23 protein-coding genes are annotated in these 22,691 nt (G+C 72.2%); 13 read left to right on the forward strand and 10 right to left on the reverse strand.

Translation table 11 applies throughout. The annotated features are described in order from the left end of the window. Window positions 1-48: 48 nt before the first annotated feature. The 5 genes from AC54T2_RS14295 to glpX are packed head-to-tail and all read left to right on the forward strand — an operon-like array spanning window position 49 to window position 3,970. Entirely contained in the window at window positions 49-456 is a 408-nt protein-coding gene (locus AC54T2_RS14295; protein ID WP_206054412.1) for a TOBE domain-containing protein, read from the forward strand. After that, entirely contained in the window at window positions 453-1,193 is a 741-nt protein-coding gene (gene modA / locus AC54T2_RS14300; RefSeq protein ID WP_206054413.1) for a molybdate ABC transporter substrate-binding protein, read from the forward strand. Before AC54T2_RS14295 ends, modA begins: the two co-directional genes overlap by 4 nt. Then, window positions 1,190-1,981, forward strand: a complete 792-nt coding sequence (modB, locus tag AC54T2_RS14305) for a molybdate ABC transporter permease subunit (RefSeq protein WP_241005189.1) — start codon at window positions 1,190-1,192, stop codon at window positions 1,979-1,981. The genes modA and modB overlap by 4 nt, the downstream gene beginning before the upstream one ends. Then, entirely contained in the window at window positions 1,978-2,955 is a 978-nt protein-coding gene (locus tag AC54T2_RS14310) for a sulfate/molybdate ABC transporter ATP-binding protein (protein WP_241005190.1), read from the forward strand. Before modB ends, AC54T2_RS14310 begins: the two co-directional genes overlap by 4 nt. Before the next feature lie 10 nt (window positions 2,956-2,965). Beyond that, window positions 2,966-3,970 (forward strand): class II fructose-bisphosphatase, encoded by a 1,005-nt coding sequence (gene glpX, locus AC54T2_RS14315; protein ID WP_186340530.1) that lies wholly within the window; start codon window positions 2,966-2,968, stop codon window positions 3,968-3,970. Here the strand turns inward: glpX and AC54T2_RS14320 are convergent. Then, on the reverse strand, window positions 3,935-4,771 hold the full coding sequence (locus AC54T2_RS14320) for an alpha/beta hydrolase (protein WP_496666513.1): 837 nt from the start codon (window positions 4,769-4,771) through the stop codon (window positions 3,935-3,937). The genes glpX and AC54T2_RS14320 overlap by 36 nt on opposite strands. Before the next feature lie 87 nt (window positions 4,772-4,858). On the opposite strand from AC54T2_RS14320, the gene AC54T2_RS14325 reads away from it, so the two are divergent. Continuing rightward, window positions 4,859-5,788: an alpha/beta fold hydrolase gene (locus AC54T2_RS14325; RefSeq protein ID WP_186340528.1), complete on the forward strand. Its 930-nt coding sequence runs from the start codon at window positions 4,859-4,861 to the stop codon at window positions 5,786-5,788. Between the two features lie 146 nt (window positions 5,789-5,934). Here the strand turns inward: AC54T2_RS14325 and galK are convergent, their stop codons facing one another. Beyond that, window positions 5,935-7,047 (reverse strand): galactokinase, encoded by a 1,113-nt coding sequence (gene galK, locus AC54T2_RS14330; protein WP_496666514.1) that lies wholly within the window; start codon window positions 7,045-7,047, stop codon window positions 5,935-5,937. 157 nt (window positions 7,048-7,204) lie between these two features. Here galK and AC54T2_RS14335 point away from each other — a divergent pair, with 157 nt between their 5' ends. From AC54T2_RS14335 to AC54T2_RS14350, 4 genes are read left to right on the forward strand one after another with little or no spacing between them, the layout of a single operon-like run. Then, entirely contained in the window at window positions 7,205-8,491 is a 1,287-nt protein-coding gene (locus AC54T2_RS14335; protein WP_186340526.1) for an extracellular solute-binding protein, read from the forward strand. Beyond that, on the forward strand, window positions 8,488-9,438 hold the full coding sequence (locus AC54T2_RS14340) for a carbohydrate ABC transporter permease (RefSeq protein WP_241005192.1): 951 nt from the start codon (window positions 8,488-8,490) through the stop codon (window positions 9,436-9,438). The genes AC54T2_RS14335 and AC54T2_RS14340 overlap by 4 nt, the downstream gene beginning before the upstream one ends. Window position 9,439: 1 nt before the next feature. Continuing rightward, window positions 9,440-10,279: a carbohydrate ABC transporter permease gene (locus tag AC54T2_RS14345; protein WP_186340525.1), complete on the forward strand. Its 840-nt coding sequence runs from the start codon at window positions 9,440-9,442 to the stop codon at window positions 10,277-10,279. A gap of 7 nt (window positions 10,280-10,286) precedes the next feature. Further along, entirely contained in the window at window positions 10,287-11,549 is a 1,263-nt protein-coding gene (locus AC54T2_RS14350) for a sn-glycerol-3-phosphate ABC transporter ATP-binding protein UgpC (protein WP_489975000.1), read from the forward strand. Window positions 11,550-11,634: 85 nt separating this feature from the next. Here the strand turns inward: AC54T2_RS14350 and AC54T2_RS14355 are convergent, their stop codons facing one another. The 3 genes from AC54T2_RS14355 to AC54T2_RS14365 all read right to left on the reverse strand — a co-directional run bounded on the left by AC54T2_RS14355 (window position 11,635) and on the right by AC54T2_RS14365 (window position 14,681). Then, window positions 11,635-12,717: an ABC transporter ATP-binding protein gene (locus tag AC54T2_RS14355; RefSeq protein ID WP_186340523.1), complete on the reverse strand. Its 1,083-nt coding sequence runs from the start codon at window positions 12,715-12,717 to the stop codon at window positions 11,635-11,637. Window positions 12,718-12,863: 146 nt separating this feature from the next. Beyond that, entirely contained in the window at window positions 12,864-13,511 is a 648-nt protein-coding gene (locus AC54T2_RS14360; RefSeq protein WP_489975001.1) for a DUF1707 domain-containing protein, read from the reverse strand. A gap of 45 nt (window positions 13,512-13,556) precedes the next feature. Further along, on the reverse strand, window positions 13,557-14,681 hold the full coding sequence (locus AC54T2_RS14365; protein ID WP_496666515.1) for an NAD(P)-binding domain-containing protein: 1,125 nt from the start codon (window positions 14,679-14,681) through the stop codon (window positions 13,557-13,559). Between the two features lie 79 nt (window positions 14,682-14,760). On the opposite strand from AC54T2_RS14365, the gene AC54T2_RS14370 reads away from it, so the two are divergent. Next, a complete protein-coding gene (locus AC54T2_RS14370) occupies window positions 14,761-15,531 on the forward strand; it encodes an isocitrate lyase/PEP mutase family protein (protein WP_496666516.1) in 771 nt (256 codons plus the stop codon). A gap of 4 nt (window positions 15,532-15,535) precedes the next feature. Here the strand turns inward: AC54T2_RS14370 and AC54T2_RS14375 are convergent, their stop codons facing one another. Genes AC54T2_RS14375 through AC54T2_RS14390 form a run of 4 tightly spaced genes read right to left on the reverse strand, consistent with a single transcriptional unit; the run spans window position 15,536 to window position 19,372 of the window. After that, window positions 15,536-16,585, reverse strand: coding sequence for an ABC transporter ATP-binding protein (locus tag AC54T2_RS14375; RefSeq protein WP_186340519.1), 1,050 nt, complete (start codon window positions 16,583-16,585; stop codon window positions 15,536-15,538). Beyond that, window positions 16,582-17,370 carry an ABC transporter permease gene (locus AC54T2_RS14380; protein WP_186340518.1) on the reverse strand — a complete coding sequence of 263 codons (789 nt, stop codon included), beginning with the start codon at window positions 17,368-17,370 and terminating at the stop codon, window positions 16,582-16,584. The genes AC54T2_RS14375 and AC54T2_RS14380 overlap by 4 nt, the downstream gene beginning before the upstream one ends. Continuing rightward, on the reverse strand, window positions 17,367-18,209 hold the full coding sequence (locus tag AC54T2_RS14385; protein ID WP_496666517.1) for an ABC transporter permease: 843 nt from the start codon (window positions 18,207-18,209) through the stop codon (window positions 17,367-17,369). The genes AC54T2_RS14380 and AC54T2_RS14385 overlap by 4 nt, the downstream gene beginning before the upstream one ends. Before the next feature lie 38 nt (window positions 18,210-18,247). Continuing rightward, window positions 18,248-19,372, reverse strand: coding sequence for an ABC transporter substrate-binding protein (locus AC54T2_RS14390; protein ID WP_496666518.1), 1,125 nt, complete (start codon window positions 19,370-19,372; stop codon window positions 18,248-18,250). Window positions 19,373-19,623: 251 nt separating this feature from the next. On the opposite strand from AC54T2_RS14390, the gene AC54T2_RS14395 reads away from it, so the two are divergent. After that, the gene (locus AC54T2_RS14395; RefSeq protein WP_496666519.1) at window positions 19,624-20,064 is read left to right on the forward strand and encodes a PLD nuclease N-terminal domain-containing protein; all 441 of its coding nucleotides are present in this window, start codon (window positions 19,624-19,626) and stop codon (window positions 20,062-20,064) included. A gap of 11 nt (window positions 20,065-20,075) precedes the next feature. Further along, complete coding sequence (locus AC54T2_RS14400; protein ID WP_496666520.1) at window positions 20,076-21,773, forward strand: fumarate hydratase; 1,698 nt, start codon at window positions 20,076-20,078, stop codon at window positions 21,771-21,773. A gap of 21 nt (window positions 21,774-21,794) precedes the next feature. Here the strand turns inward: AC54T2_RS14400 and AC54T2_RS14405 are convergent, their stop codons facing one another. After that, window positions 21,795-22,673: a MerR family transcriptional regulator gene (locus AC54T2_RS14405; protein ID WP_496666521.1), complete on the reverse strand. Its 879-nt coding sequence runs from the start codon at window positions 22,671-22,673 to the stop codon at window positions 21,795-21,797. Window positions 22,674-22,691: the final 18 nt, after the last annotated feature.

Below are 22,691 nucleotides of genomic sequence, written 5' to 3' on the forward strand. Positions count from 1 at the left end.
TGCGGACGATGCTGTCCCGAACGTCCGCAGGTGCGGCATACTCCCCGCATGACCACCTACCGAGTCGCGGAGGCGGCCGAGATCCTGGGCGTCAGCGACGACACCGTACGCCGCTGGGTGGACGCCGGTCGGCTGCCCGTGCAGCGCGACGGTGGGCGTGCCATGGTCGCCGGCCGCGACCTGGCCGACCTCGCCGAGCAGCTGGCGGAGTCGGGCGAGCTGGCCGAGCGCGACCGCACCCGGGCGGGCAGCGTCAGCGCCCGCAACCGGATGAGCGGCATCGTCACGCGGGTCAGGCGCGACACCGTGATGGCGCAGGTGGAGATGATCTGCGGCCCCCACCGCGTCGTGTCCCTGATGAGCAGCGACGCCGCCGACGAGCTGGGCCTCGAGCCCGGAGTGCGTGCCATCGCCAGCGTGAAGTCGACCAACGTGGTGGTCGAGGTGCCCCGGTGAGGCGGCTGGCCGCCCTCGCCCTGCTGCTCCCCCTCGCCGCCTGCGGGGGTGGCGACGAGGGGGACGCCGCGGACGGGGGCGAGCTGACCGTCCTCGCGGCCGCGTCGCTCACCGACGTCTTCGCCGAGCTCGCGGTGCCCTTCGAGGAGGAGCACGACACCGAGGTGGGCTTCTCCTTCGGCTCGAGCACCGACCTCGCCGGCCAGGCCGCCGACGGGGCGCCCGGCGACGTGCTGGCCACGGCCGACGACGCCTCGATGGCCGTGGCGCAGGACGCGGGCGTCACCGGCGACGTGGAGACCTTCGCGACCAACGTCCTCACCATCGTCGTGCCGGATGGCAACCCCGCCGGCATCGCGTCCCTCGACGACCTGGCCGACGCCACGTGGGTGCGCTGCGCCGACGAGGTGCCGTGCGGCAAGGTCGCGGCGGCCGTGCTCGACGCGGCCGGGGTCGAGGCGGACCCGGTCAGCCTGGAGGACGACGTGCGGGCCACACTCGACAAGGTCGCCTCGGGCGAGGCCGACGCCGGACTGGTCTACGCCAGCGACGCCGTCGCCGCGGCCGACGACGTCGACAGCGTCGAGATCCCGGCCGCCGACGACGCGCTGACGTCCTACTCGGTGGCGACGCTGGACCAGTCGCAGGACCCTGCGCTGGCAGCCGACTGGGTGACGTGGGTGACCTCCGACGAGGCCCGTGCGATCCTCACCGACGCCGGCTTCGGCACCCCGTGAGGGACCGGCTCGGCCGGCCGCCGGCGCTGCTGGTCGCACCCGCGGCCCTCGCCACGCTGCTGCTCCTCGTCCCGCTCGTGGCGATGGTGGCCAGTGCCGACTGGCAGGCGCTGCCCGGGCACCTGACCTCCCGCACCGCCGTCGACGCGCTGCGGCTGTCGCTGGTGACCTCGACGGTCGCGATCGCGTTCTGCCTGCTCCTGGGCCTCCCCCTCGCCTGGCTCCTCGCCCGGGTCGACTTCCGCGGCCGCGGCGCGCTCCGGGCGCTCGTCACCGTGCCGCTGGTGCTGCCCCCGGTGGTCGCCGGCGTGGCGCTGCGGGCGGCGTTCGGCCGCGCCGGGCTGGTCGGCGAGCCGCTGCTCGACTGGACGGGCTTCGCCTTCCCCTTCACGACGTACGGCGTGGTGCTGGCCCACGTGTTCGTGTCGATGCCGTTCGTGGTGATCGCGATCGAGGGCGCGCTGCGCTCGGCGGACCCGAGGTACGACGACGCGGCCGCCACGCTGGGCGCGACCCGGTGGACCACCTTCCGGCGGGTCACCGTGCCGCTGGCACTGCCCGGCGTGGTGGCCGGGACCGTCCTGGGGTGGGCGCGCTCGCTCGGCGAGTTCGGCGCCACCATCACGTTCAACGGCAACTACCCCGGCACCACGCAGACGATGCCGACGCTGATCTACGTCACCCGGCAGGCCGACCAGGACGCCGCCCTGTCGCTGAGCCTGGTGATGCTGCTCGTCTCGATCGGCGTGCTCGTCGCGCTGCGCGACCACTGGCTGGGGACGCCGTGAGCGCGGCCCCGAAGCAGCTGGTGGCCGACCTGCGGGTGGCCGACCGGGTCGAGGCCGCGTTCACCGCCGAGCCGGGCGAGGTGCTCGCGGTCATCGGGCCCAACGGCGCGGGCAAGAGCTCGCTGCTCCACGCGCTCGCGGGCCTCGTCGACGTCGGGGGGACCGCCCACCTGGCCGGCACCGACCTGCTCGCCCTGCCCGTGCGCGAGCGCCGGGTCGGTCTGGTGTTCCAGGGCCAGCTGCTCTTCCCGCACCTGTCCGCGCTCGACAACGTGGCCTTCGGCCCGCGCTCGCGCGGGGTGCGGCGGGCGACCGCGGAGGCGGTGGCGCGCGACTGGCTCGAGCGCTTCGGCATCGCCGAACTCGCCGGCCGCAGGCCGCGCGAGCTGTCGGGCGGGCAGGCCCAGCGGGTGGCGATCGCCCGCGCGCTGGCCACCGATCCCGACGTGCTGCTCCTCGACGAGCCGTTCACGGGCCTCGACGTCTCGGTGCAGATGGCGCTGCGGATCGAGCTGGGCCGGCACCTGCGCGACTTCCCCGGCATCGCCCTGCTCGTCACGCACGACGCGATCGACGCGCTGACCCTCGCCGACCGCGTGCTCGTGCTCGACGGGGGGCGGGTGGCCCAGGCGGGCCGTCCGGCCGAGGTGGCCGCCGAGCCGCGCACCCCGCACGTCGCGCGCCTCGTGGGCCTCAACCTGGTCGCCGACGGCGACGAGCTCATCGCCTTTCCCCCCGACTCCGTGGTGGTGTCGCTGCACGAGCCGGAGGGATCGACGCGGCTGCGGTGGCACGGCCCGGTCGGCACCCTGGCCCCGCACGGCGACGCCGTACGCGTGCTGGTGCACGCCGGACCGGACCTGCTGGCCGACCTCACGCCTGCCGCCGCGACGGAGCTGGGCCTCCTGCCCGGACTCGACGTGTGGCTCTCGACCAAGGCGACCGCGGTCAGCCGCTACCCCGCCCGTCGATAGAGTTCCCGGCATGAGCACCAGTGCCCCGAAGCCCGAACGCAACCTCGCCCTCGAGCTGGTGCGGGTCACCGAGGCGGCCGCCATGGCGGCGGGCCGCTGGGTGGGCCGCGGCGACAAGAACGACGCAGACGGCGTCGCGGTCGAGGCCATGCGGGTGATGATCTCCACCGTCGAGATGCGCGGCACGGTGGTCATCGGCGAGGGCGAGAAGGACAACGCCCCGATGCTCTTCAACGGCGAGGAGGTCGGCGACGGCACCGGTCCCGAGTGCGACGTGGCGGTCGACCCGATCGACGGCACGACCCTCACCGCCAAGGGCATGAGCAACGCGGTGTCCGTGCTCGCGGTGTCGCCGCGCGGCACGATGTACGACCCGAGCGCCGTGTTCTACATGGACAAGCTCGCCACCGGCCCCGAGGCGGCCGACGTGGTCGACATCCGGCTGCCCGTGAAGGAGAACATCGCCCGCGTGGCCAAGGCCAAGGGCATCTCGGTCCACGACGTCACCGTCGTCCTGCTCGACCGGCCCCGCCACGCGCGGCTGGTGGAGGACATCCGCGAGACCGGCGCGCGCATCAAGTACATCACCGACGGCGACGTCGCGGGCGCGATCATGGCGGCCCGCCCCGACACCGGCGTCGACCTCATGCTGGGTGTGGGTGGCACCCCCGAGGGCATCATCACGGCCTGCGCGATGAAGGCCATCGGCGGCACGATCCAGGGCCAGCTGTGGCCGCAGGACGACGACGAGCGGCAGCGGGCCCTCGACGCCGGGCACGACCTCGACCCCGACTTCGTGCTCGGCACCGACGACCTGGTCACCGGCGACGACGCCTTCTTCGTGGCCACCGGCATCACCGACGGCGAGCTGATGCGCGGTGTCCGCTACCGCGGCGACGGCGTCACCACCCACTCGCTGGTGATGCGCTCGCGCAGCGGCACGGTGCGTTCGATCACCGCCGAGCACCGGCTCTCCAAGCTACGCGGTCTGTCCTCGATCAACTTCGACAGCTGACGCGGCGGCGACGCCCGGTCGCAGTGCGGCCGACACCGCGGCGATGACGACGGGGTCGAACGCCATCCCCACGTGGGACGAGCGCACCTCGACCGCCTGCGCGGTGGGATCGAGGCAGGCGCGCCAGTCGACGATGCCGTCGCGCCGGGAGAAGATCGCGGTGAAGTCGACGCCCTCCGGCATCGGTGCGCGGGCCCGGTCGAAGCTCTCGCGGGCGCACGGCCCGGCGACGCAGTCCTCGGCCATCAGGCCGCGCACCCCGGCGCGGTGGAGCCGCACGAGCACCTCGACGCTGCGCGCGAGCGAGACGTGGTGGGCCCCGGGCGCCAGCACCGGGCTGCCCATGGTCACGATGCCCGCGACCAGGTCGGGGCGCCGGGCGGCCACTCCCCTGGCGAGCATCCCGCCGAGGCTGTGGCCGACGACGCGCACCCGCGCGCCGCGGCGCCGGGAGACCTCCTCGAGCCGCTCCTCGAGCTGGTCGGCGGCCGACAGCGTGCAGCCCACGTTGGCACGTACGTCGGCGCGGTAGGTGCGGAAGCCCAGGTGGCGCAGCGTCCGGCTCATCGGGCCCAGCGAGGAGTCGCCGGCCAGGAACCCCGGCACCAGCACCACCGGCTCCCCCGACCGCTCGGGTCGGGCACCCAGCGGCGTACGACGTCGCGCACCGCGGGCGCCCCAGGCCGACGCGGCGTAGCGGCCGGCCTCGGCGAGCGCGGAGCCCTCGCGCAGCACCGCCACCACCGCGGGCTGCGAGAAGCCCTCCGGGGTGAGGAAGGCGGCCAGTGTGCGCTGCGTCACAGTGTCGAACCTAGCCCACCCCGACCTGCGCGTGCGGGACGTCGGCGCCTCGCCTGCTCGTCGCGGGCCGTCGTGTTCACTGGGGCCATGTCCGAGCCCCGTCCAGACAGCACCCAGCCGCCCGTCGCGTCCGACGAGCTCCGCGCTCCGGTCGGCAACGAGGTCGAGCTCTGCTACCAGACCTTCGGCGACCCCGACGACGAGCCGCTGCTGCTGGTGATGGGGCTGAGCGGTCCGATGACGTGGTGGGACCAGTCCCTCTGCGAGCAGCTCGCCGCGGCCGGCTTCCACGTGGTGCGCTACGACAACCGCGACACCGGGAGGTCGACGCGGGTCGACGCGCCGGTGCACCCCGGCCAGCTCGTGCGTGCCTTCGTCACCGGGCGCGCGGACGCGCCGTACTCGATGTCCGACCTCGCCGGCGACGCCGTCGGGCTGCTCGACCACCTCGGGATCGACTCGGCCCACCTGGTCGGCGTCTCGATGGGCGGCATGATCGCCCAGACCGTCGCCGTCGAGCACCCCACCCGGGTCCGGTCGCTGACCAGCATCAGCTCCACGACCGGGCGGCGGACGGTCGGCTGGCAGCACCCCTCGCTCCTGCCGCGGCTGATCGCGCCCCGCCGGGCCGGGCGGGAGGCCTACATCGAGAGCAGCCTGGCCATGTGGTCGCTGATCGGGTCGGCGGGCTATCCCACCGACCCCGACGCGCTGCGCTCGCGCGCCGCCGAGACCTTCGACCGGGGCGTGAGCAACCCCGGGGCGCTCCGCCAGATGCTGGCCATCCTGACCCAGGACGACCGCACGCCGCGGCTGCGACGCGTACGCGTGCCGGCCCTCGTCATCCACGGCACGGCCGACAAGATGGTCCACGTCAGCGGCGGCCGCTCGACCGCCGCCGCGATCCCGGGCGCCGAGCTGCTCACCATCGACGGCATGGGCCACGACCTGCCCCCCGGCCTCTTCCCCACCTTCGTCGAGGCGATCCGCCGCACCGCCGACCGCGCCTCGGCCTAGCCCGTACGCCCCCGCCTGAGGCCGGCGCCCGCACGCCCCCGGGGTCGGAGTCCCCGCTCGAGCGGGGACTCCGTCACTTGGAGGGGGTTGCAACGGCCTCCAGGTGTCGGACTCGCCCACCAAGTCGCTGTGAGTCTCCCGGAGACTCAGGTGCCAGTCACGCGATGGGCGCCGCGGGCGGGCCGGGCGGTGAAGAGGGCGGGCTCGGTGAACGCCGCGTCGGCGAACGCGGCGCGTACGGCGTCGGCGGCGCGCGCGACGTCGGGCTCGGGCACCAGCCCGATCACGCACCCGCCGAACCCGCCGCCGGTCATCCGGGCGCCCAGCGCGCCTGCGTCGAGCAGCGCGTCCACCGCCGTGTCGACCTCGGGCACCGTGATCTGGAAGTCGTCGCGCATCGAGGCGTGCGAGGCGGTCAGCAGGGGGCCGATGTCGGCGAGGCGGTCGTCGTCGAGCAGCCGCACCACCGAGAGCACCCGGTCGTCCTCGGTGACGACGTGGCGCACGTAACGGCGCAGCTCGGCGTCGTCGAGGCGGGCGAGCGCGTCGTCGAGGTCGTCGACGGCGACGTCGCGCAGCGCGGGCACGCCGAGCCGGCGGGCGGCCTCCTCACAGCCGCGCCGGCGGGCGCCGTACTCGCCGTCGGAGTGGCGGTGGGGCGCGCGGGTGTCTGCCACGAGGACCGCCAGCCCCTGGCCGGCGAGGTCCAGCGGCACCGGGCGGGTGTCGTGGCTGCGCATGTCGCAGAAGAGGGCGTGCCCCTCCTGCCCGCGCAGGCTCACCAGCTGGTCCATCCCGCCCGTCGGCGCGCCCACGGCGTCGTTCTCGACGTCGCGGGTCAACGCGAAGAGGGCGTCGTCGTCGAGCCCGAGGCCGAGCTGGTCGTCGACGGCCCGGGCGACCGAGCACACCAGCGCCGCCGACGAGGACAGCCCCGCCCCGGTCGGCACGTCGGAGTCCACCTCGATCGCGAGCGGGGGGACGTCGACCCCGCGGTCGGTGAGCAGCCACAGCGCGCCGAGGACGTAGCGCGACCAGTCCGGCACCTCGGGGGCGTCTCCCAGGCCGGTGCGGGGCACCGTGACGGGCTGCGCCTCCTGCGCCGAGCGCACCCGCCACCCGTCGTCGCCGGACGCGCCCGCCGTCACCGTCGCGGTGCAGCCCACCTCGAGGGCGAAGGGTAGGACGAACCCGTCGTTGTAGTCGGTGTGCTCACCGACCAGGTTGATGCGCCCCGGGGCGCGCCACACCGCCGTCATGTCGTTCCCCTTCCCCACCCTGCCCCAAGGAGTGGGATCTGTTGCCAAATGGGTCGTGGGCCACTAGACCAGAGACTCAGACTAGGCATGAGGAGGGGCGCGGATGTCACGAGCATCGTCGATCCGGCAACGAGGTCGGCCCAGGCCGATACGGAGAGTGGCATCGCTCGCCGCCCTCGCTCTCGCGGGCGGGCTGCTGTCCGCCTGTGGCGGCGACAGCGGGAAGGCGACGCTCAACTGGTACGTCAACCCCGACGGCGTGGACACGTTCCGCACCTGGGCGGAGAAGTGCAGCACCGACCAGTACGACATCGAGGTCCAGCAGCTGCCCTCCAGCGCGACCGACCAGCGCACCCAGCTGGCGCGGCGCCTCGCGGCCGAGGACTCCTCGACCGACATCATGAACCTCGACCCGGTCTTCGTCGCCGAGTTCGCCAACGCGGGCTGGCTGCAGGAGGTCCCCGAGGAGCTCGCCACCGAGATCACCGACGGCGGCGACTACCTCGAGGGCGCGGCCGACACGGTGGTGTGGGACGACACGGTCTACGCGATCCCGCTCTGGGCCAACACGCAGGTCCTCTGGTACCGCAAGTCGATGGCGGAGGCCGCCGGCCTCGACATGGACAAGCCGGTCACCTGGGACCAGATCATCGACGCGGCCGCCAAGGAGGGCGGCACCGTCGGCGTGCAGGCCAACCGCTACGAGGCCTACGTCGTGTGGATCAACGCCCTCATGCAGGGCGCGGGCGGCGCCATCATCACCGACACCGAGGCCGGCCGCGACGCGACCGTCGAGCTCGACACCGATGCCGGGCGCGAGGCCGCGGCGATCATCGAGAAGCTCGCCAAGAGCTCCGCCGCGCAGCCGGACCTCACCGTGTCCAACGAGGGCACCAGCCTCGGCCAGATGTTCCCGGCCGACGGGCCGGGCGAGTTCATGGTCAACTGGACGTTCGTCTACGCCAACTACAAGGGCCTGATCGGCAAGCCGGGCGGCCCCGCCGACGAGCAGGAGTTCGAGGACCTCGGGTGGGCGCGCTACCCCGAGACCGTCGAGGGCGAGCCGTCCAAGCCGCCGATCGGTGGCATCGATATCGGCGTCGGCGCCTACTCCGAGCACCCCGACTGGGCCATGGAGGCCGCGCAGTGCATCACCTCCACCGACGTCCAGGTCGATCTCGCCATCAACGACGGCCTGATGCCGTCGACCAACACGGCCTACGACGAGGTGGTGGCCAGCGGGGAGTTCCCCGAGAGCCTCATCGAGCTCTACCGCACGAGCGTGGACGAGGGCGGGCCGAGGCCGAAGAGTCCCTTCTACAGCCAGATCTCCAGCGCCGTGCAGTCGGTCTGGCACTCACCGACGTCGGTCAACCCTGACTCGACACCCCGGGAGTCGGAGAAGTTCCTGTCCGACGTCCTCGCCGGAAGGAGCCTGCTGTGACGCACACGACCGTGGCGCCCGACGACAAGCGTGACGTGCGGCGGGCCGAGAAGGCCGCCGCCAGCGACCGGTCCAAGGCGGAGAACAGCCTCGGGATGAAGTTGGTCGCGCCGGCCATCGTCCTGATGCTGCTGGTGACCGCGTTCCCGATGCTGCGCGCGATCTACCTCAGCCTCTTCAACTACAGCCTGACCGCCCCCGACGACCGCGAGTTCATCGGGCTCTCCAACTACTGGACCGCCCTGACCGACTCGCTGTTCTGGGAGACGACGCTCAACACCGTCTTCATCATGGTCGTGACCGTCGCGTTCGAGCTGGTGATCGGCTTCGCCTTCGCCATGGTGATGCACCGCGTGATCTTCGCGCGCGGCATCATCCGCACCTCCATCCTCATCCCCTACGGCATCATCACCGTCGTCTCGGGCTTCGCGTGGCAGTTCGCGTTCAGCAACAACAACGGCTTCGTCAACGAGTGGCTGCCCTTCGTCGAGGACGGCTTCAACTGGTTCGGCCAGTACGGCTCGGCGATGGCGGCGATCATGGTCTCGGAGATCTGGAAGACCACGCCGTTCATGTCGCTGCTCCTGCTCGCCGGGCTGGCACAGGTGTCGGAGGACATGCTGGAGGCCGCCAAGGTCGACGGCGCCACTTGGTGGCAGCGGCTGTGGAAGGTGATCCTGCCCAACATGCGCTCGGCGATCATGGTGGCGGTGCTCTTCCGCGCCCTCGACGCCTACCGCATCTTCGACAACATCTACGTCATGACGGCGGGCGCGCAGGGCACCGAGTCGATCTCGTTCCTCACCTACCGCCAGGTGATCGAGCAGTTCCAGCTGGGCATCGGCTCGGCGTTGTCGGTGCTGCTGTTCCTCTCGGTGCTGCTGATCGCCTTCCTCATCGTCAAGATCTTCCGCGTCGACCTCGCCGCGGCCCGACAGGAGGGATGACATGTCCGCGAAGAACAAGGTCGGCGTGGTCGTCGGCGCCATCCTCATCCTGGTGTGGTGCCTGCTCCCGGTCGCGTGGATCATCTCGCTGTCGTTCAAGAGCCAGGCGTCCATCACCAACGGCAGCCCGGGCTTCCTGCCCGCCGAGGGCGGCGGCGCGGGATGGCAGAACTACCGCGACGTGCTGGCCGACGACCAGTTCCTGCGCGCCATCCTCAACTCGGTCGGCATCTCGCTGATCGCGACGCTGCTGTCGGTCATCATCGCCACGCTCGCCGCCTACGCCATCGCCCGCCTGGAGTTCACCGGCAAGAAGTTCGTGCTGACGCTCGCCCTGGTGATCGCGATGTTCCCGGTGGTGTCGCTGGTCGGGCCGCTGTTCGACATGTGGCGCACCTTCGGCATCTACGACACCTGGCCGGGGCTGATCATCCCCTACATGTCGTTCACGCTGCCGCTGGCGATCTGGACCCTGTCGGCCTTCTTCCGCGAGATCCCGTGGGAGATGGAGCAGGCCGCCCAGGTCGACGGCGCGACCTCGTGGCAGGCGTTCCGCAAGGTGATCGTCCCGCTCGCCGCCCCCGGTGTGTTCACCGCGGCGATCCTGACGTTCTTCTTCGCCTGGAACGACTTCGTCTTCGGGATCTCGCTCACCTCGACCGAAGCCGCACGACCGATCCCGGCGGCCCTGTCGTTCTTCGTCGGGTCCGACCCGTTCAACCGGCCGGCTTCGCTGCTGGCCGCGGGGGCCGTCGTCTCGACGATCCCGATCATCGTCATCGTCCTGCTGTTCCAGCGCAAGATCGTCGCCGGCCTCACCTCCGGCGCAGTGAAGGGGTGATCAGCTCATGGCTGGCATTCAGATGAAGAACATCGTCAAGGAGTACGGCGACGGCTTCCCGGCCGTCAACGACGTGAGCATCGACGTGGACGACGGGGAGTTCCTGATCCTCGTCGGCCCCTCGGGCTGCGGCAAGTCCACCCTGCTCCGGATGATCGTGGGACTCGAGGACATCACCTCCGGCGACATGATCATCGGCGACAAGCGGGTCAACGACCTCGCCCCGCGCGAGCGCAACCTGGCGATGGTGTTCCAGAACTACGCCCTCTACCCGCACCTCACCGTCTACGAGAACATCGCGTTCCCGCTGCGGCTGGCCGGGAAGTCCGACGCCGAGGTCGACGAGAAGGTCCGCGCGGCGTCCAAGACGCTGGAGCTCGACGAGCACCTCGAGCGCAAGCCGGGCAACCTGTCGGGCGGTCAGCGCCAGCGCGTCGCCATGGGCCGCGCGATCGTCCGCGACGCCGAGGCGTTCCTCTTCGATGAGCCGCTGTCCAACCTCGACGCCAAGCTGCGCGGCCAGATGCGCACGGAGATCTCGCGCCTGCAGAAGCGGCTGGGGATCACCACGGTCTACGTCACCCACGACCAGACCGAGGCGATGACGCTGGGCGACCGGGTCGCGGTGCTCAAGCGGGGCGTGCTCCAGCAGCACGCGACGCCGCGTGAGCTCTACGAGAACCCCGCCAACCTCTTCGTCGCGGGGTTCATCGGCTCGCCGCCGATGAACTTCCTGCCGGCGAAGGTCGACGGCAACCGGGTGGAGCTGCCCTTCGGGACCGTGACGGTCCCCGAGGACCGGGCCACGCGCGCGCAGGGCAAGGGCCTGCTCATCGCCGGCATCCGGCCCGACCACTTCGAGGACGCCAGCGTCGTCGACAGCGACAAGGTGACCGACGAGGCGACGTTCAAGGCCACCGTCGACGTGGTGGAGTGGCTCGGCAACGAGGCCTACGCCTACATCCCCTTCGAGGCGCCGCCGGAGGTGCGCGAGCAGCTCGCCCAGCTCGAGAAGGACCTCGACGGCGAGTCGCTGCGCACCCAGCTGGTGGTCTCCCTCGACGGCTCGAGCCGGATCCAGGAGGGCGACGAGGCGACGATCTGGGTCGACGCCCGCAAGATCCACCTCTTCGACCCGGCCACCGGCGAGAACCTCACCATGGACGCCGAGCACGCCGGCATCATCCCGGGCGAGAACGCGATGGCGAAGGCGGAGCAGGTCGGGGAAGCGCAGGACGACGTGCAGCCCACTGCCGACCCCGCCACCTGAGCACGTCGGACCGAGCACGACAGAGCACGACGGAGGCCCCGGGAGCAGCGCTCCCGGGGCCTCCGTCGTTGGTCGGACGGGCCCGTCAGTCGGAGAGCCGCTCCCCCGACTCGGTGTCGAACACGTGCACGTGCTGGGGGTCGGTCGTGACGTGGAGCATCTCCCCCTTCTGCGGGTGCTGGCGCCCGCTCAGGCGGACGATCACGTTGGAGGGCGTGCCCTCCACGTCGCAGGTGCCGTAGACGAAGCTGTCGGCCCCGAGCTCCTCGACGACCGTCACCTTGACGGGAAGGCCGCCGTCGGCGGCGCCGACCAGGCGCCAGCTCTCCGGGCGGACCCCGACGGTGACGCGGCCCGACATCTTGCGCTCGGCGGCCGGGTCGACCGGGACGGTGTAGCCGCCGACCTTGACGTCGCCGTCGACCGCCACGCCCTCCATCAGGTTCATCTGGGGCGAGCCGATGAAGCCGGCGACGAACAGGTTGACCGGCTTGTCGTAGAGCGCGAGCGGGGTGTCGACCTGCTGGAGCACCCCCAGCTTCATCACCGCGACCCGGTCGCCCATCGTCATCGCCTCGACCTGGTCGTGGGTGACGTAGACCGTCGTCACGCCGAGGTCCTGCTGCAGCCGGGCGATGTCGGTGCGGGTCTGCACGCGCATCTTCGCGTCGAGGTTGGACAGCGGCTCGTCCATGCAGAAGACCTGGGGTGCGCGGACGATCGCGCGACCCATGGCGACGCGCTGGCGCTGACCGCCGGAGAGCGCCTTGGGCTTGCGCTGGAGGAACTCGGTGAGGCCGAGGAGCTCCGCGGCCTTCGCCACGCGCTCCTTGCGCTCGGCCGCGGGCACCTTGGCCATCTTGAGCGAGAACGCCATGTTCTCCTCGACCGACATGTGCGGGTAGAGCGCGTAGTTCTGGAAGACCATCGCGATGTCACGGTCCTTGGGCGGGACGGTGGTGACCTCACGGTCGCCGATGTAGATGTGCCCCTCGTTGACCTCCTCCAGCCCGGCGAGCATCCGCAGGGTGGTGGACTTGCCGCAGCCCGAGGGGCCGACGAGCACCATGAACTCGCCGTCCTTGATCTCGAGGTCGATGCCGGGCACGGCCGGCTCGTCGGTGCCGGGATACCAGCGCTGCGCCTTCTCGAACGTCACTGATGCCATTTTCTGCTCCTTCACCGGCAGGTACGTGCCGGACGATCCGTAGTGAAGTGACCCGGGTCACAGTAAGGGCCGGAGCAGGGTGGGGCAATCGAGCGTCCACGGGCGCTGCCCGCGGGCGTCGAGCGGCCGGGACGCGGCCGGGCGGCTCAGTAGGTGCCGAGGTACTTCTTCGGCGTGCCCGGGGCGGGCTGGCGCTGCACGGTGACCGAGCCCATCAGCGCCATGCCGCGCACCCGCACGATCGGCGAGCCCGGGCCGAGCTCGGCGGGCACCTTGTCCTTGGCCTGGCTGAACTCGCCCATGATCGGGGTGCCGTCGAGCACGACGTGCATGTCGGCGGGGACGATCACCTTGACCTCCCCCATGATCGCGCTGGCGTTGATGAGGGTCTCGTGGGCCGAGAGCTGGGCCTGCCGCAGGTCGATGACGACGGCACCCATCAGCGCGAACGCGCTGTGGTGCTCGGGCACCGCCCAGACCCCCTGGCGCGCGGTCTCGCTCATGATCGCGACCGAGGAGTTGTGGCCGACCGCGGGCAGCCCCGGATCCGGTCGGCGCACCGGGGACGCGGCGGCGTGCGGCGCCGGACCGGGCGCCTGCAGGTCGAGGGTGATCGGCACGAGCTCGCCGTAGGTCTTGGCCTGCCAGGTCAGCTCCAGGCGCTCCTCGAGCTCGTCGAGGTCGAGGCGACCGTCGCCGGCCGCGTCCCGCAGCACGTCGGCGACGCGCTGGCGGTCGGCGTCGGAGATGCGCATCTGCGACGGGTCGTGCGGGCGGTTCTCTAGCTCCCCCATAGGGCCAGCCTAGCGAGGTCGCGGCGCACCGACCCGTGACGGGCGTCAGGCCGCGACCGAGCCCAGGTGCCGCGACACCGCGAGCGCCGCCTGCCTGCCGGCTCGCGAGACGCCCAGCGTGCTGGCGGACGGCCCGTAGCCGACGAGCTGCACGCGCGGGTCACGTGCGGCCGTGGTCGCCGCCTGCACGTTGCCGGGCACGGGGACGAGCGCGATCCCGCCCGACGACGAGCGCAGGCCGAGCGGTGCCAGGTGGTCGACGGCGGGCCGGAACCCGGTCGCCCAGATGATCGCGTCGACGCGCTCGAACCGCCCGTCGGCCCACCGCACGCCGTCGGGCTCGATCCGCTCGAACATCGGCAGCCGGTCGTAGGCCCCGAGCCGGGCCGCCTCCTGCTCCTGGGGGCGCACCAGCAGCCCGGTCACGCTGACCACGCTCGCCGGCGGCAGCCCGCGGCGTACGCGGTCCTCGACGGCGGTCACGGCCGCGAGCCCGGCAGCGGAGTCGAAGTCGTCCTCGCGCCACACGGGCGGGCGACGGGTCACCCACAGCGTGTCGGTCAACGGTGCCAGCTCGCCGAGGTGCTGGACCGCCGACGCGCCGCCGCCGACGACCAGGACGCGCCGGCCGCGGAAGTGCTCGGCAGCGGGGTAGCGGGCGGTGTGCACCTGCTCGCCGCGGAACGAGGCGGCGCCCGGGTAGTAGGGCACGAACGGACGCGTCCAGGTGCCCGTGGCGTTGACCAGGGTGCGGGTGCGCCACACGCGCTCCCCCGCGTGCACCACCAGCAGCGCGCCCTCGCTGTCGACGCGGTCGACGCGGACGGGACGCACGACGGGCAGGTGGTGCCAGCGCTCGTAGCCGTCGAAGTAGTCGGGGACGACGAGGTTGGCCGCGCGGTCCGAGCCGTCGGGCGCGCTCGAGCCGGGGAGGTCGGACACCCCGTGCACGTCGCGCATGGTCAGCGACGCCCAGCGGTGCTGCCAGGCGCCGCCGGGATGCGGGTTGGCGTCGAGGACGAGGTGGTCGATGCCGCGCCCGCGCAGGAAGTAGGACGTGGCGAGACCGGCCTGGCCGGCGCCGATCACGACCGCATCGAGCACCGGACCGGGCTCGACTCCGGCCTTCAGGACGGGCTCGGGGACGCGCGCGGTGTCAGGAGCCTGCATGCCGGGTGAACGCCCGCGGGCGCGAACCTATGCCCCCGCAGGCCTGTGCCGGGAGGCCCGCGCGTGGCAACCTCGGGGCATGGCCTCCGTCCCCGCCCTCGCCACCCGGCTCCTCGAGCTCCACCACACCGGCACGACACTGGTCCTGCCCAACGTCTGGGACGCCTGGTCCGCGACGGTCGTCGCCGGCGCCGGCTTCGAGGCGCTGAGCATCGGCAGCCACCCGCTGGCCGACTCGCGCGGTCAGGGCGACAACGAGGACATGACGCTCGACGACGCCCTCGACGGCGTACGCCGCATCTGCGCGGCCGTGCCCGACGTGCCGGTCACCGCCGACATGGAGGCCGGCTACGGCGCCGAGCCCTCCGAGCTGGTCGAGCGGCTGCTCGAGGCCGGAGCGGTCGGGCTCAACATCGAGGACACCGTCCACTCCGAGGGCGGGCGGATGCGGTCGGTCGCCGAGCACGCCGACTACATCGGCGGCCTGCGCCAGGCCGCCGACGCCGCGGGCGTCAACCTCGTCATCAACGCACGCACCGACGCGTTCGTCGCCAAGGGCCGGTTCGACGACCCGGTCGCCGAGGCGATCACCCGGCTGCTGGCGTGCGAGGAGGCCGGCTCGCGCTGCAGCTATCCGGTCGCCGCGCCCGACGCCGACTCGCTGCGTCCCATCCTCGACGCGCTGTCCGGCCCGGTCAACGTGATCGCCGACCCACGACAGGGCTCTGCCGCGGGCTCGCTGGAGGACCTGCAGGCGATGGGCGTGCACCGGGTGACGTTCGGACCGCTGCTGCAGAAGGCACTGGCCCCCGACCTCGCCGCGCTGGTGACCCCCTGGAAGCAGGGCTGACGGCTCAGGCCACCACGAGCACCGCGGTGGGCGCGATGTCGAGGCGCACCGCGTCGCCCGGCGAGAGCCGCAGGGCGTCGGAGCTGGCGAGCTGGGCGACCACGTCGGTGCCGTCGGCCAGGGTGCAGGTGACCCGCGACGTGGCCCCGAGGAACATCACGGTCGCGACCCGGGCGTGACCGTCCGCGTCGGCGACCACCGAGACCGACTCGGGCCGCACCAGGGCGAGGCCGCGGTCGGTGGCCGATCCCGGCAGCACGGGCACGTCGTGGCCCAGCACCGAGGCGACCCCGGCGCGCACCTCGGCGGGGAGGCGGTTGCTGAGGCCGACGAACTCGCCGACGAACGGGGTCGCCGGCGCCTCGTAGAGCTCGGCCGGGGGCGCGATCTGCTCGAGCCGGCCGGCGTTGATGACCCCGACCCGGTCGGCGACGGCGAGCGCCTCCTCCTGGTCGTGGGTGACGAACAGGGTGGTGGTGCCGACCTCGATCTGCACGCGCCGGATCTCGTCGCGCAGCTGCACGCGCACCTTGGCGTCGAGGGCCGAGAGCGGCTCGTCGAGGAGCAGCACGGACGGCTCGACGGCCAGGGCGCGGGCCAGGGCGACGCGCTGCTGCTGGCCGCCGGAGAGCTGGTGGGCGTAGCGGTCGGCGTGCTCGGAGAGCCCGACGAGCTCGAGCATCTCCCCGGCCCGCGCCCGCCGCGTCGCGCTGTCGCGACCGCGGAGCTTGAGCCCGAAGGCCACGTTGTCCATGACCGTCATGTGGGGGAACAGGCTGTAGGCCTGGAACACCATCCCCATGTCGCGCTTGTTGGCCGGCACCCGGGTCAGGTCGCGACCGCCGACCGACACGGTGCCGGACGTCGGCTGGTCGAGCCCGGCGAGGATCCGCAGGGCCGTGGTCTTGCCGCACCCCGACGGGCCGAGGAGCGCGACCAGCTCCCCCGGCGCGAGGTGCAGGGTCAGCCCGTCGAGCGCCCGCACCGCGCCGTAGACGCGGGTCAGGTCGGACAGCTCGACGGCGAGACCCCGCTCGCCCGGGTGGTCGCTCATGAAGAGGCTCCTTGCTTGTGCCGGTCGCGGCCGAGGAACGTGAGCCCGACGAGGAGCAGGGCCACGAGGATCATGGAGGCGAGCGCGGCGGCCATCGCGGCCGGCCCGTTGTTCTTGTAGAGCGCGGCCATCGCGACCGGCAGGGTGTCGAAGTGCAGCAGCGAGGCGAAGACGTACTCGCCGAGCACGAGGGCCACGGAGATGAACGCCGCCCCCAGGACGCCGCCGGTGATGTTGGGCAGCACGATGCGCACGATGACGGTGAACCACCCCGCGCCAAGCGAGCGTGCCGCCTCGGCGAGGGTGGCGACGTCGATCGCCGACAGGGCGGCGTCGATCGCCCGGTAGGAGTAGGGCAGCACGAGCACCACGTAGGCGAACGTCAGCACCAGCGGGGAGTCGCCCAGCAGGTAGGTCACCCACGAGTAGACGTTGCTGATGCCGACCACGATCACCAGCGCCGGGATGGTCAGCGGCAGCAGGCACAGGAACTCGATCAACCGGCGGGCGCGCGGCACGCGCAGGCGCACCCACACCATCGTGGGGACCAAGATGGCGACCATCAGCACCACGGTGAACAGCGCCAGCAGCAGCGAGGCGATGATCGAGGAGCGCAGGTCCTCGTCGGTGACCATGAAGCGCCAGTTGTCCCACGTGCGCCCCGGCGCGCTGCCGCGCACCTGGGTGGAGAAGTCGAACATCGCGAGCAGCGGGACGAGGAAGTAGGCCGCGAACGCCACCAGCAGGACGGCGCGGGCGATCCGGAAGCTCCGGGTGGGGGTCATCGCATCCACCTCGACGTCCGGCGCAGCAGGAGGTTGTAGGCCACCATCACCAGGGTCACCACGACGATCATCTCCAGCGCCAGCGCGAACCCGACGTTGGCCTGGCCGAGGAGCACCTCGCTCGTGATCGCCTGGCGGATGAGCAGCGGCAGGATCGGCTGGCCCTGGCTGACCAGCACGGCCGCCGTGGCGTAGGCCGCGAAGGCGTTGGCGAACAGCAGCAGCAGCGCGCCGAGGAAGGCCGGGGTGAGCAGCGGGAGCGCGACGTGGCGCCAGTAGTCCCAGGTGCTCGCGCCGAGGTTGACCGCCGCCTCACGCCACTGGGGACGCAGCCCTTCGAAGGCGGGGGCGAAGACGATCACCATGAGCGGGATCTGGAAGTAGGCGTAGACGACGACCAGGCCGGGCAGTGCGAAGAGCCAGCCCGAACCGTAGAGGTTGGCGCCGGCGAGCTCGAGCACCGCCTTGGTCACCACGCCCACGGGTCCGATGGTCGCGATCCAGGCGAACGCGAGGACCACCCCGCCGAACTGCGCGAGGACACCGCTGACCGCGAGCGTGGCGCGGCGCAGCAGGCTCTGCGGGGGCATCGAGACCACGAGGTAGGCCAGCAGCGCGCCGAGCACGGCGCCGATCAGCGCCGTCGACGCCGCGAGGATCAGCGATCCCCGCAGCGCGGTGAGCGCGGCGTCGCTGGTCAGCGCGTCCAGGTTGCCCAGCGTCGGGCGGCCGTCCCCGTCCTGGAAGGCGCCGACCACCACGGTCAGCGTCGGGATGACCAGGAAGATCAGGACGAAGACGAGGAACGGCAGCAGCGCGAGGGCCGGGCCGACGGACAACCGTCGGGCCCGGCCTGCTCCGGTGACCGCCGCCGTGCTCAGCGGATGGCCTTGGACCAGTTCGCTGCGAGGTACTCGCCGGCGGCCTCCGTCTGGGCGTTGGTGGGGATCACCGGGTCGCCGGTGACCTCCGGCAGGGCGTCCCACAGCTCGGCGTCGATCGTGCCGTCCTCGGCCATCTGCTCACCGCGCACCGGGCGGGCACCCCCCGCGAGCCACAGGTTCTGGCCCTCGTCGCTGTAGAGGAACTCCTGCCACAGGCGGGCTGCGGCCGGGTGGGGCGCGTCGGCGTTGATGGCCTGGAAGTAGTAGCCCGCGATGACCGCCTCCGACGGGACGACGGTCTTCCAGGTGTCGACGTTGGCCGCCGCGGCCGCACCGAGGTAGTCCCAGTCGATGACGACCGGCGTCGTGCCCTGCTCGATGGTGGTCGAGTCGGGGTCGACGGTGAGGAAGTTGCCGGCCTTCTTGAGGTCGGCGAAGAAGTCGACACCCGGTGCGATGTCGTCGGCGGACCCGCCGTTGGCGACGGCCGCCATCATCACGCCGCTGAACGCGGCGCCGGCCTGCGTCGGGTCGCCGTTGAGCGCGACCTTGCCCTTGAACTCGGGCTTGAGCAGGTCGGCCACCGACGTCACGTCGGGGACGACCGCCGAGTCGTAGCCGATCGACATGTAGCCGCCGTAGTCGTTGACCCACGCCCCGTCCGGGTCCTTGAACTCGTCGGGGATGTCGTCCCAGGTGTCCACCTTGTAGGGCGCGAACATGTCGGTGTTGGCCAGGGCGACGGACTGGCCGAGGTCGAAGACGTCGGGCGCGCGCTCGGTGCCCTGGAGGTCGTTGGCCGCATTGATCTCGTCCTGCGAGGCCGCGTCGGGCTGGGCGGAGTTGACGTCGATGTCGTACTTGTCCTCGAACGTCGAGATGATCTCGCCGTAGTTGGCCCAGTCGGGCGGCAGCGCGATCACGTTGAGCTCGCCCTCGTCCTGGGCGGCCTTGACGAGCTCCTCCATCCCACCGAAGTCCTCGGCGGTGGTGGCCGACGACGCGTCGACCCCGCTCTCGGTGGTGGTGTCGTTGTCCTTCTCCGGCGCGGCGCAGGCCGCGAGCGAGACGAGGGTGGCCGTCGCGGTGAGCGAGGCGAGCATCGTGCGGGTGTTCATCTGACCTCCAGGGGAGCGACTGCTGCGGGTCGGGGGGATGTCTCGCGCGCGAAGCCTCGTCGATCCCGTCCATTCGGAGGCTACCCCCGAATGGACGGGGCGCGTCCGGGGGGTGAGCACCTGTCGGGACGCCGCGCCGGTGCGGCAGGCGATCTGCATGCCCGCGCGTGCCCTCGCGCTACTCTCCCGACACGCCGGGTCGCGTCCCGTCGTCCGCGGCCCCGGCAGGGCCCACCTGCGGGGGTCCTGACGTGCGGATCGTGCTGTACCTCGTGCCTGTGGTGCTGACCGTCTACTGCCTCATCGAGGCGATCTCGAGCCGCGACGACGAGGTGCGCCACCTCCCCAAGCTGGGGTGGATCCTCCTCGTGCTGTTCTTCCCCTTCGTGGGCTCGATCGCCTGGCTCGTCGCGGGACGGCCCCAGCGCCGGCCGCGACCACGGGGCCCCCACGAGGGCAGCGCACGCGCGTTCCCGGAGTACGACCGGCCCGGGCGCTACGCCGCGTCCGACCCCGCTGCCGACGAGGCCTTCCTCAAGCGGGTGCGAGAGCGCGCGGAGGAGCAGCGCCGGATCGCGCGGGAGCAGAAGGAGCGGGAGGCGGCGGCAGAGGAGGCGGCGGAGGAGGCGGCGCGACCGGTGACGCCGCCGGACGCCGAGGCCGGATCGGGCGAGGAGCCCGACCGGGCGTAGCATCTGCGGCCGTGAGCGCCGCCGACTTCCACTACTCCGACCTCCTCCCCACCGCCGGGTCCAACGGCGCGCCGGCCACTCCCTACCGGCTGGTGACCACCGAGGGCGTGTCGACGGTCGAGGTCGGGGGGCGGACGTTCCTCCAGGTCGAGCCCGAGGCGATCCGGCGGCTCACCGAGGAGGCGATGCACGACATCAGCCACTACCTCCGGCCCGGCCACCTCGCCCAGCTGCGCAGGATCATCATCGACGACCCGGAGGCCTCGGGCAACGACCGCTTCGTCGCCCTCGACCTGCTCAAGAACGTCAACATCTCCGCCGGCGGCGTGCTGCCGATGTGCCAGGACACCGGCACCGCGATCGTGATGGGCAAGAAGTCCGAGGGCGTGCTCACCGGTGCCGACGACGGCGAGGCGATCAGTCGGGGCGTGTACGACGCCTACACCCGGCTCAACCTCCGCTACTCCCAGCTCGCGCCGCTGACGACGTTCGAGGAGAAGAACACCGGCACCAACCTGCCGGCGCAGATCGAGCTCTACTCCACCCCCGCGCAGGACGTGCCGGAGTACAAGTTCCTCTTCATGGCCAAGGGCGGCGGGTCGGCCAACAAGTCGTTCCTGTTCCAGGAGACCAAGGCAGTCCTCAACCCGACGCGCCTGATGGAGTTCCTCGACGAGAAGATCCGCTCGCTCGGCACCGCCGCGTGCCCGCCCTACCACCTCGCCGTCGTCATCGGCGGCACCAGCGCGGAGTTCGCCCTCAAGACCGCCAAGTACGCGTCCGCGCACTACCTCGACGACCTGCCGACCGAGGGCTCGATGAGCGCCCACGGCATCCGCGACGTCGAGCTCGAGGAGAAGGTCTTCGAGCTCACGCAGTCCTTCGGCATCGGCGCCCAGTTCGGCGGAAAGTACTTCTGCCACGACGTGCGCGTGGTGCGGCTGCCGCGCCACGGCGCCTCGTGCCCGGTCGCCATCGCCGTGTCGTGCTCGGCCGACCGGCAGGCACTCGGCAAGATCACGCCCGCGGGCGTCTTCCTCGAGCAGCTCGAGACCGACCCGGCGCAGTACATGCCGGACGCCGGGATGGCCCACGACATCGAGGGCGGGGCGGTCGTCCCGATCGACCTCAACCGGCCGATGCCCGACATCCTCGCCGAGCTGACGAAGCACCCGGTGAAGACGCGGCTCTCGCTGACCGGGCCGCTCGTCGTGGCGCGCGACATCGCGCACGCCAAGATCAAGGAGCGCCTCGACGCCGGCGAGGAGATGCCGGCCTACCTCAAGGACCACCCCGTCTACTACGCCGGACCGGCCAAGACGCCCGAGGGGATGCCGTCGGGCTCCTTCGGCCCGACCACCGCGGGGCGGATGGACTCCTACGTCGAGCAGTTCCAGGCGGCGGGCGGCTCGATGGTGATGCTGGCGAAGGGCAACCGGTCCAAGCAGGTCACCGACGCCTGCGGCACCCACGGCGGCTTCTACCTCGGCTCGATCGGCGGTCCGGCCGCGCGGCTCGCGCAGGACTGCATCCGGTCGGTCGAGGTCGTGGAGTACGAGGAGCTCGGCATGGAGGCGGTGTGGAAGATCGAGGTCGAGGACTTCCCCGCGTTCATCGTCGTCGACGACAAGGGCAACGACTTCTTCACCGACCCGTCCGGGACGGTGACCGTGCCCGTCTCGGGGATCCGCGTCCGCTCCGCCCAGTAGGCGCGAGCAGCCCCGGCGAGCTCAGTCGGCGAGCTCAGCCGGTGAGCCGGTGAGCCGGTCGGCGAGACGGGCCGCCGCCTCCCCGATCCGGTGCCCGAGGGCGTCGGCGCCCTCGACGCGCGACTGGTGGGCGCCGCCGAGCAGCACCGGGGCGATCGGGCCGATCGCCTGCGCCGCCTCGCGGACCGCCGGGAGGTCCTCCACGGTCGGCACGGCCAGCACCACGGCGTCGGGCAGCAGCGCGCGGACCGTGTCGATCCAGCTCTCCACGGGCAGGTCGGCACCGAGGTAGGTGACGTGGACGCCCCGGCTGCGCAGCACCATCGCGAAGGCCATGATGCCGAGCTCGTGGCGTGCGCCGCGGGCCAGGCCGACCATCACGTGGGGGGCGTTGGGAGCGGGGTGCGGGAGCTGGTGGAAGGCCTGCGCGAGCCGGCGCAGCACGGCCGCGCTGACGAAGTGCTCACCGGCGACGCCGACCGTGCCCCGCTGCCACGCCTCGCCGAGGCGTACGAGGGACGGCATCAGCCACTCGTCGACCGCGACGGCGAGGTCGGCCTCGGCGAACGCCTTGTCGAGCATGCCCTCGAGCCGCACCACGTCGAAGTCCTCGCCGCACGAGGCGAGGTCGTCGATCCGCGTGAGCGGCGATCCCTCCGGCCCGGCCGGGGTCGTCGAGCGGTCCGGCTCGGCGAGCACGCGTCCCGCCGCCTCCCGCGGCGACCACCCGGAGTCCACGAGGTCGCGCATCACCGACAGGCGGCGGACCGCCTCGTCGTCGTAGAGGCGGTAGTTGCCCTCGGTGCGTGCCGGTGCCACCACGCCGTATCTCTGCTCCCACTTGCGCAGGGTCTCGCGTGGCACTCCGGTGAGCTGGGCGGTGCGTCCGACGGTGTACACACCCCGAGGGTAGCGAAC

It is taken from the genome of Nocardioides sp. Z35_8 (genome assembly GCF_059621125.1).

Bases quoted from the DNA above. Each gene is read 5' to 3' on its own strand.
- AC54T2_RS14295 (WP_206054412.1), top strand. From the start codon at position 49: ATGACCACCTACCGAGTCGCGGAGGCGGCCGAGATCCTGGGCGTCAGC.
- glpX (WP_186340530.1), top strand. From the start codon at position 2,966: ATGAGCACCAGTGCCCCGAAGCCCGAACGCAACCTCGCCCTCGAGCTG.
- AC54T2_RS14325 (WP_186340528.1), top strand. From the start codon at position 4,859: ATGTCCGAGCCCCGTCCAGACAGCACCCAGCCGCCCGTCGCGTCCGAC.
- galK (WP_496666514.1), bottom strand. From the start codon at position 7,047: ATGACGGCGGTGTGGCGCGCCCCGGGGCGCATCAACCTGGTCGGTGAG.
- AC54T2_RS14345 (WP_186340525.1), top strand. From the start codon at position 9,440: ATGTCCGCGAAGAACAAGGTCGGCGTGGTCGTCGGCGCCATCCTCATC.
- AC54T2_RS14350 (WP_489975000.1), top strand. From the start codon at position 10,287: ATGGCTGGCATTCAGATGAAGAACATCGTCAAGGAGTACGGCGACGGC.
- AC54T2_RS14355 (WP_186340523.1), bottom strand. From the start codon at position 12,717: ATGGCATCAGTGACGTTCGAGAAGGCGCAGCGCTGGTATCCCGGCACC.
- AC54T2_RS14360 (WP_489975001.1), bottom strand. From the start codon at position 13,511: ATGGGGGAGCTAGAGAACCGCCCGCACGACCCGTCGCAGATGCGCATC.
- AC54T2_RS14365 (WP_496666515.1), bottom strand. From the start codon at position 14,681: ATGCAGGCTCCTGACACCGCGCGCGTCCCCGAGCCCGTCCTGAAGGCC.
- AC54T2_RS14370 (WP_496666516.1), top strand. From the start codon at position 14,761: ATGGCCTCCGTCCCCGCCCTCGCCACCCGGCTCCTCGAGCTCCACCAC.
- AC54T2_RS14375 (WP_186340519.1), bottom strand. From the start codon at position 16,585: ATGAGCGACCACCCGGGCGAGCGGGGTCTCGCCGTCGAGCTGTCCGAC.
- AC54T2_RS14380 (WP_186340518.1), bottom strand. From the start codon at position 17,370: ATGACCCCCACCCGGAGCTTCCGGATCGCCCGCGCCGTCCTGCTGGTG.
- AC54T2_RS14390 (WP_496666518.1), bottom strand. From the start codon at position 19,372: ATGAACACCCGCACGATGCTCGCCTCGCTCACCGCGACGGCCACCCTC.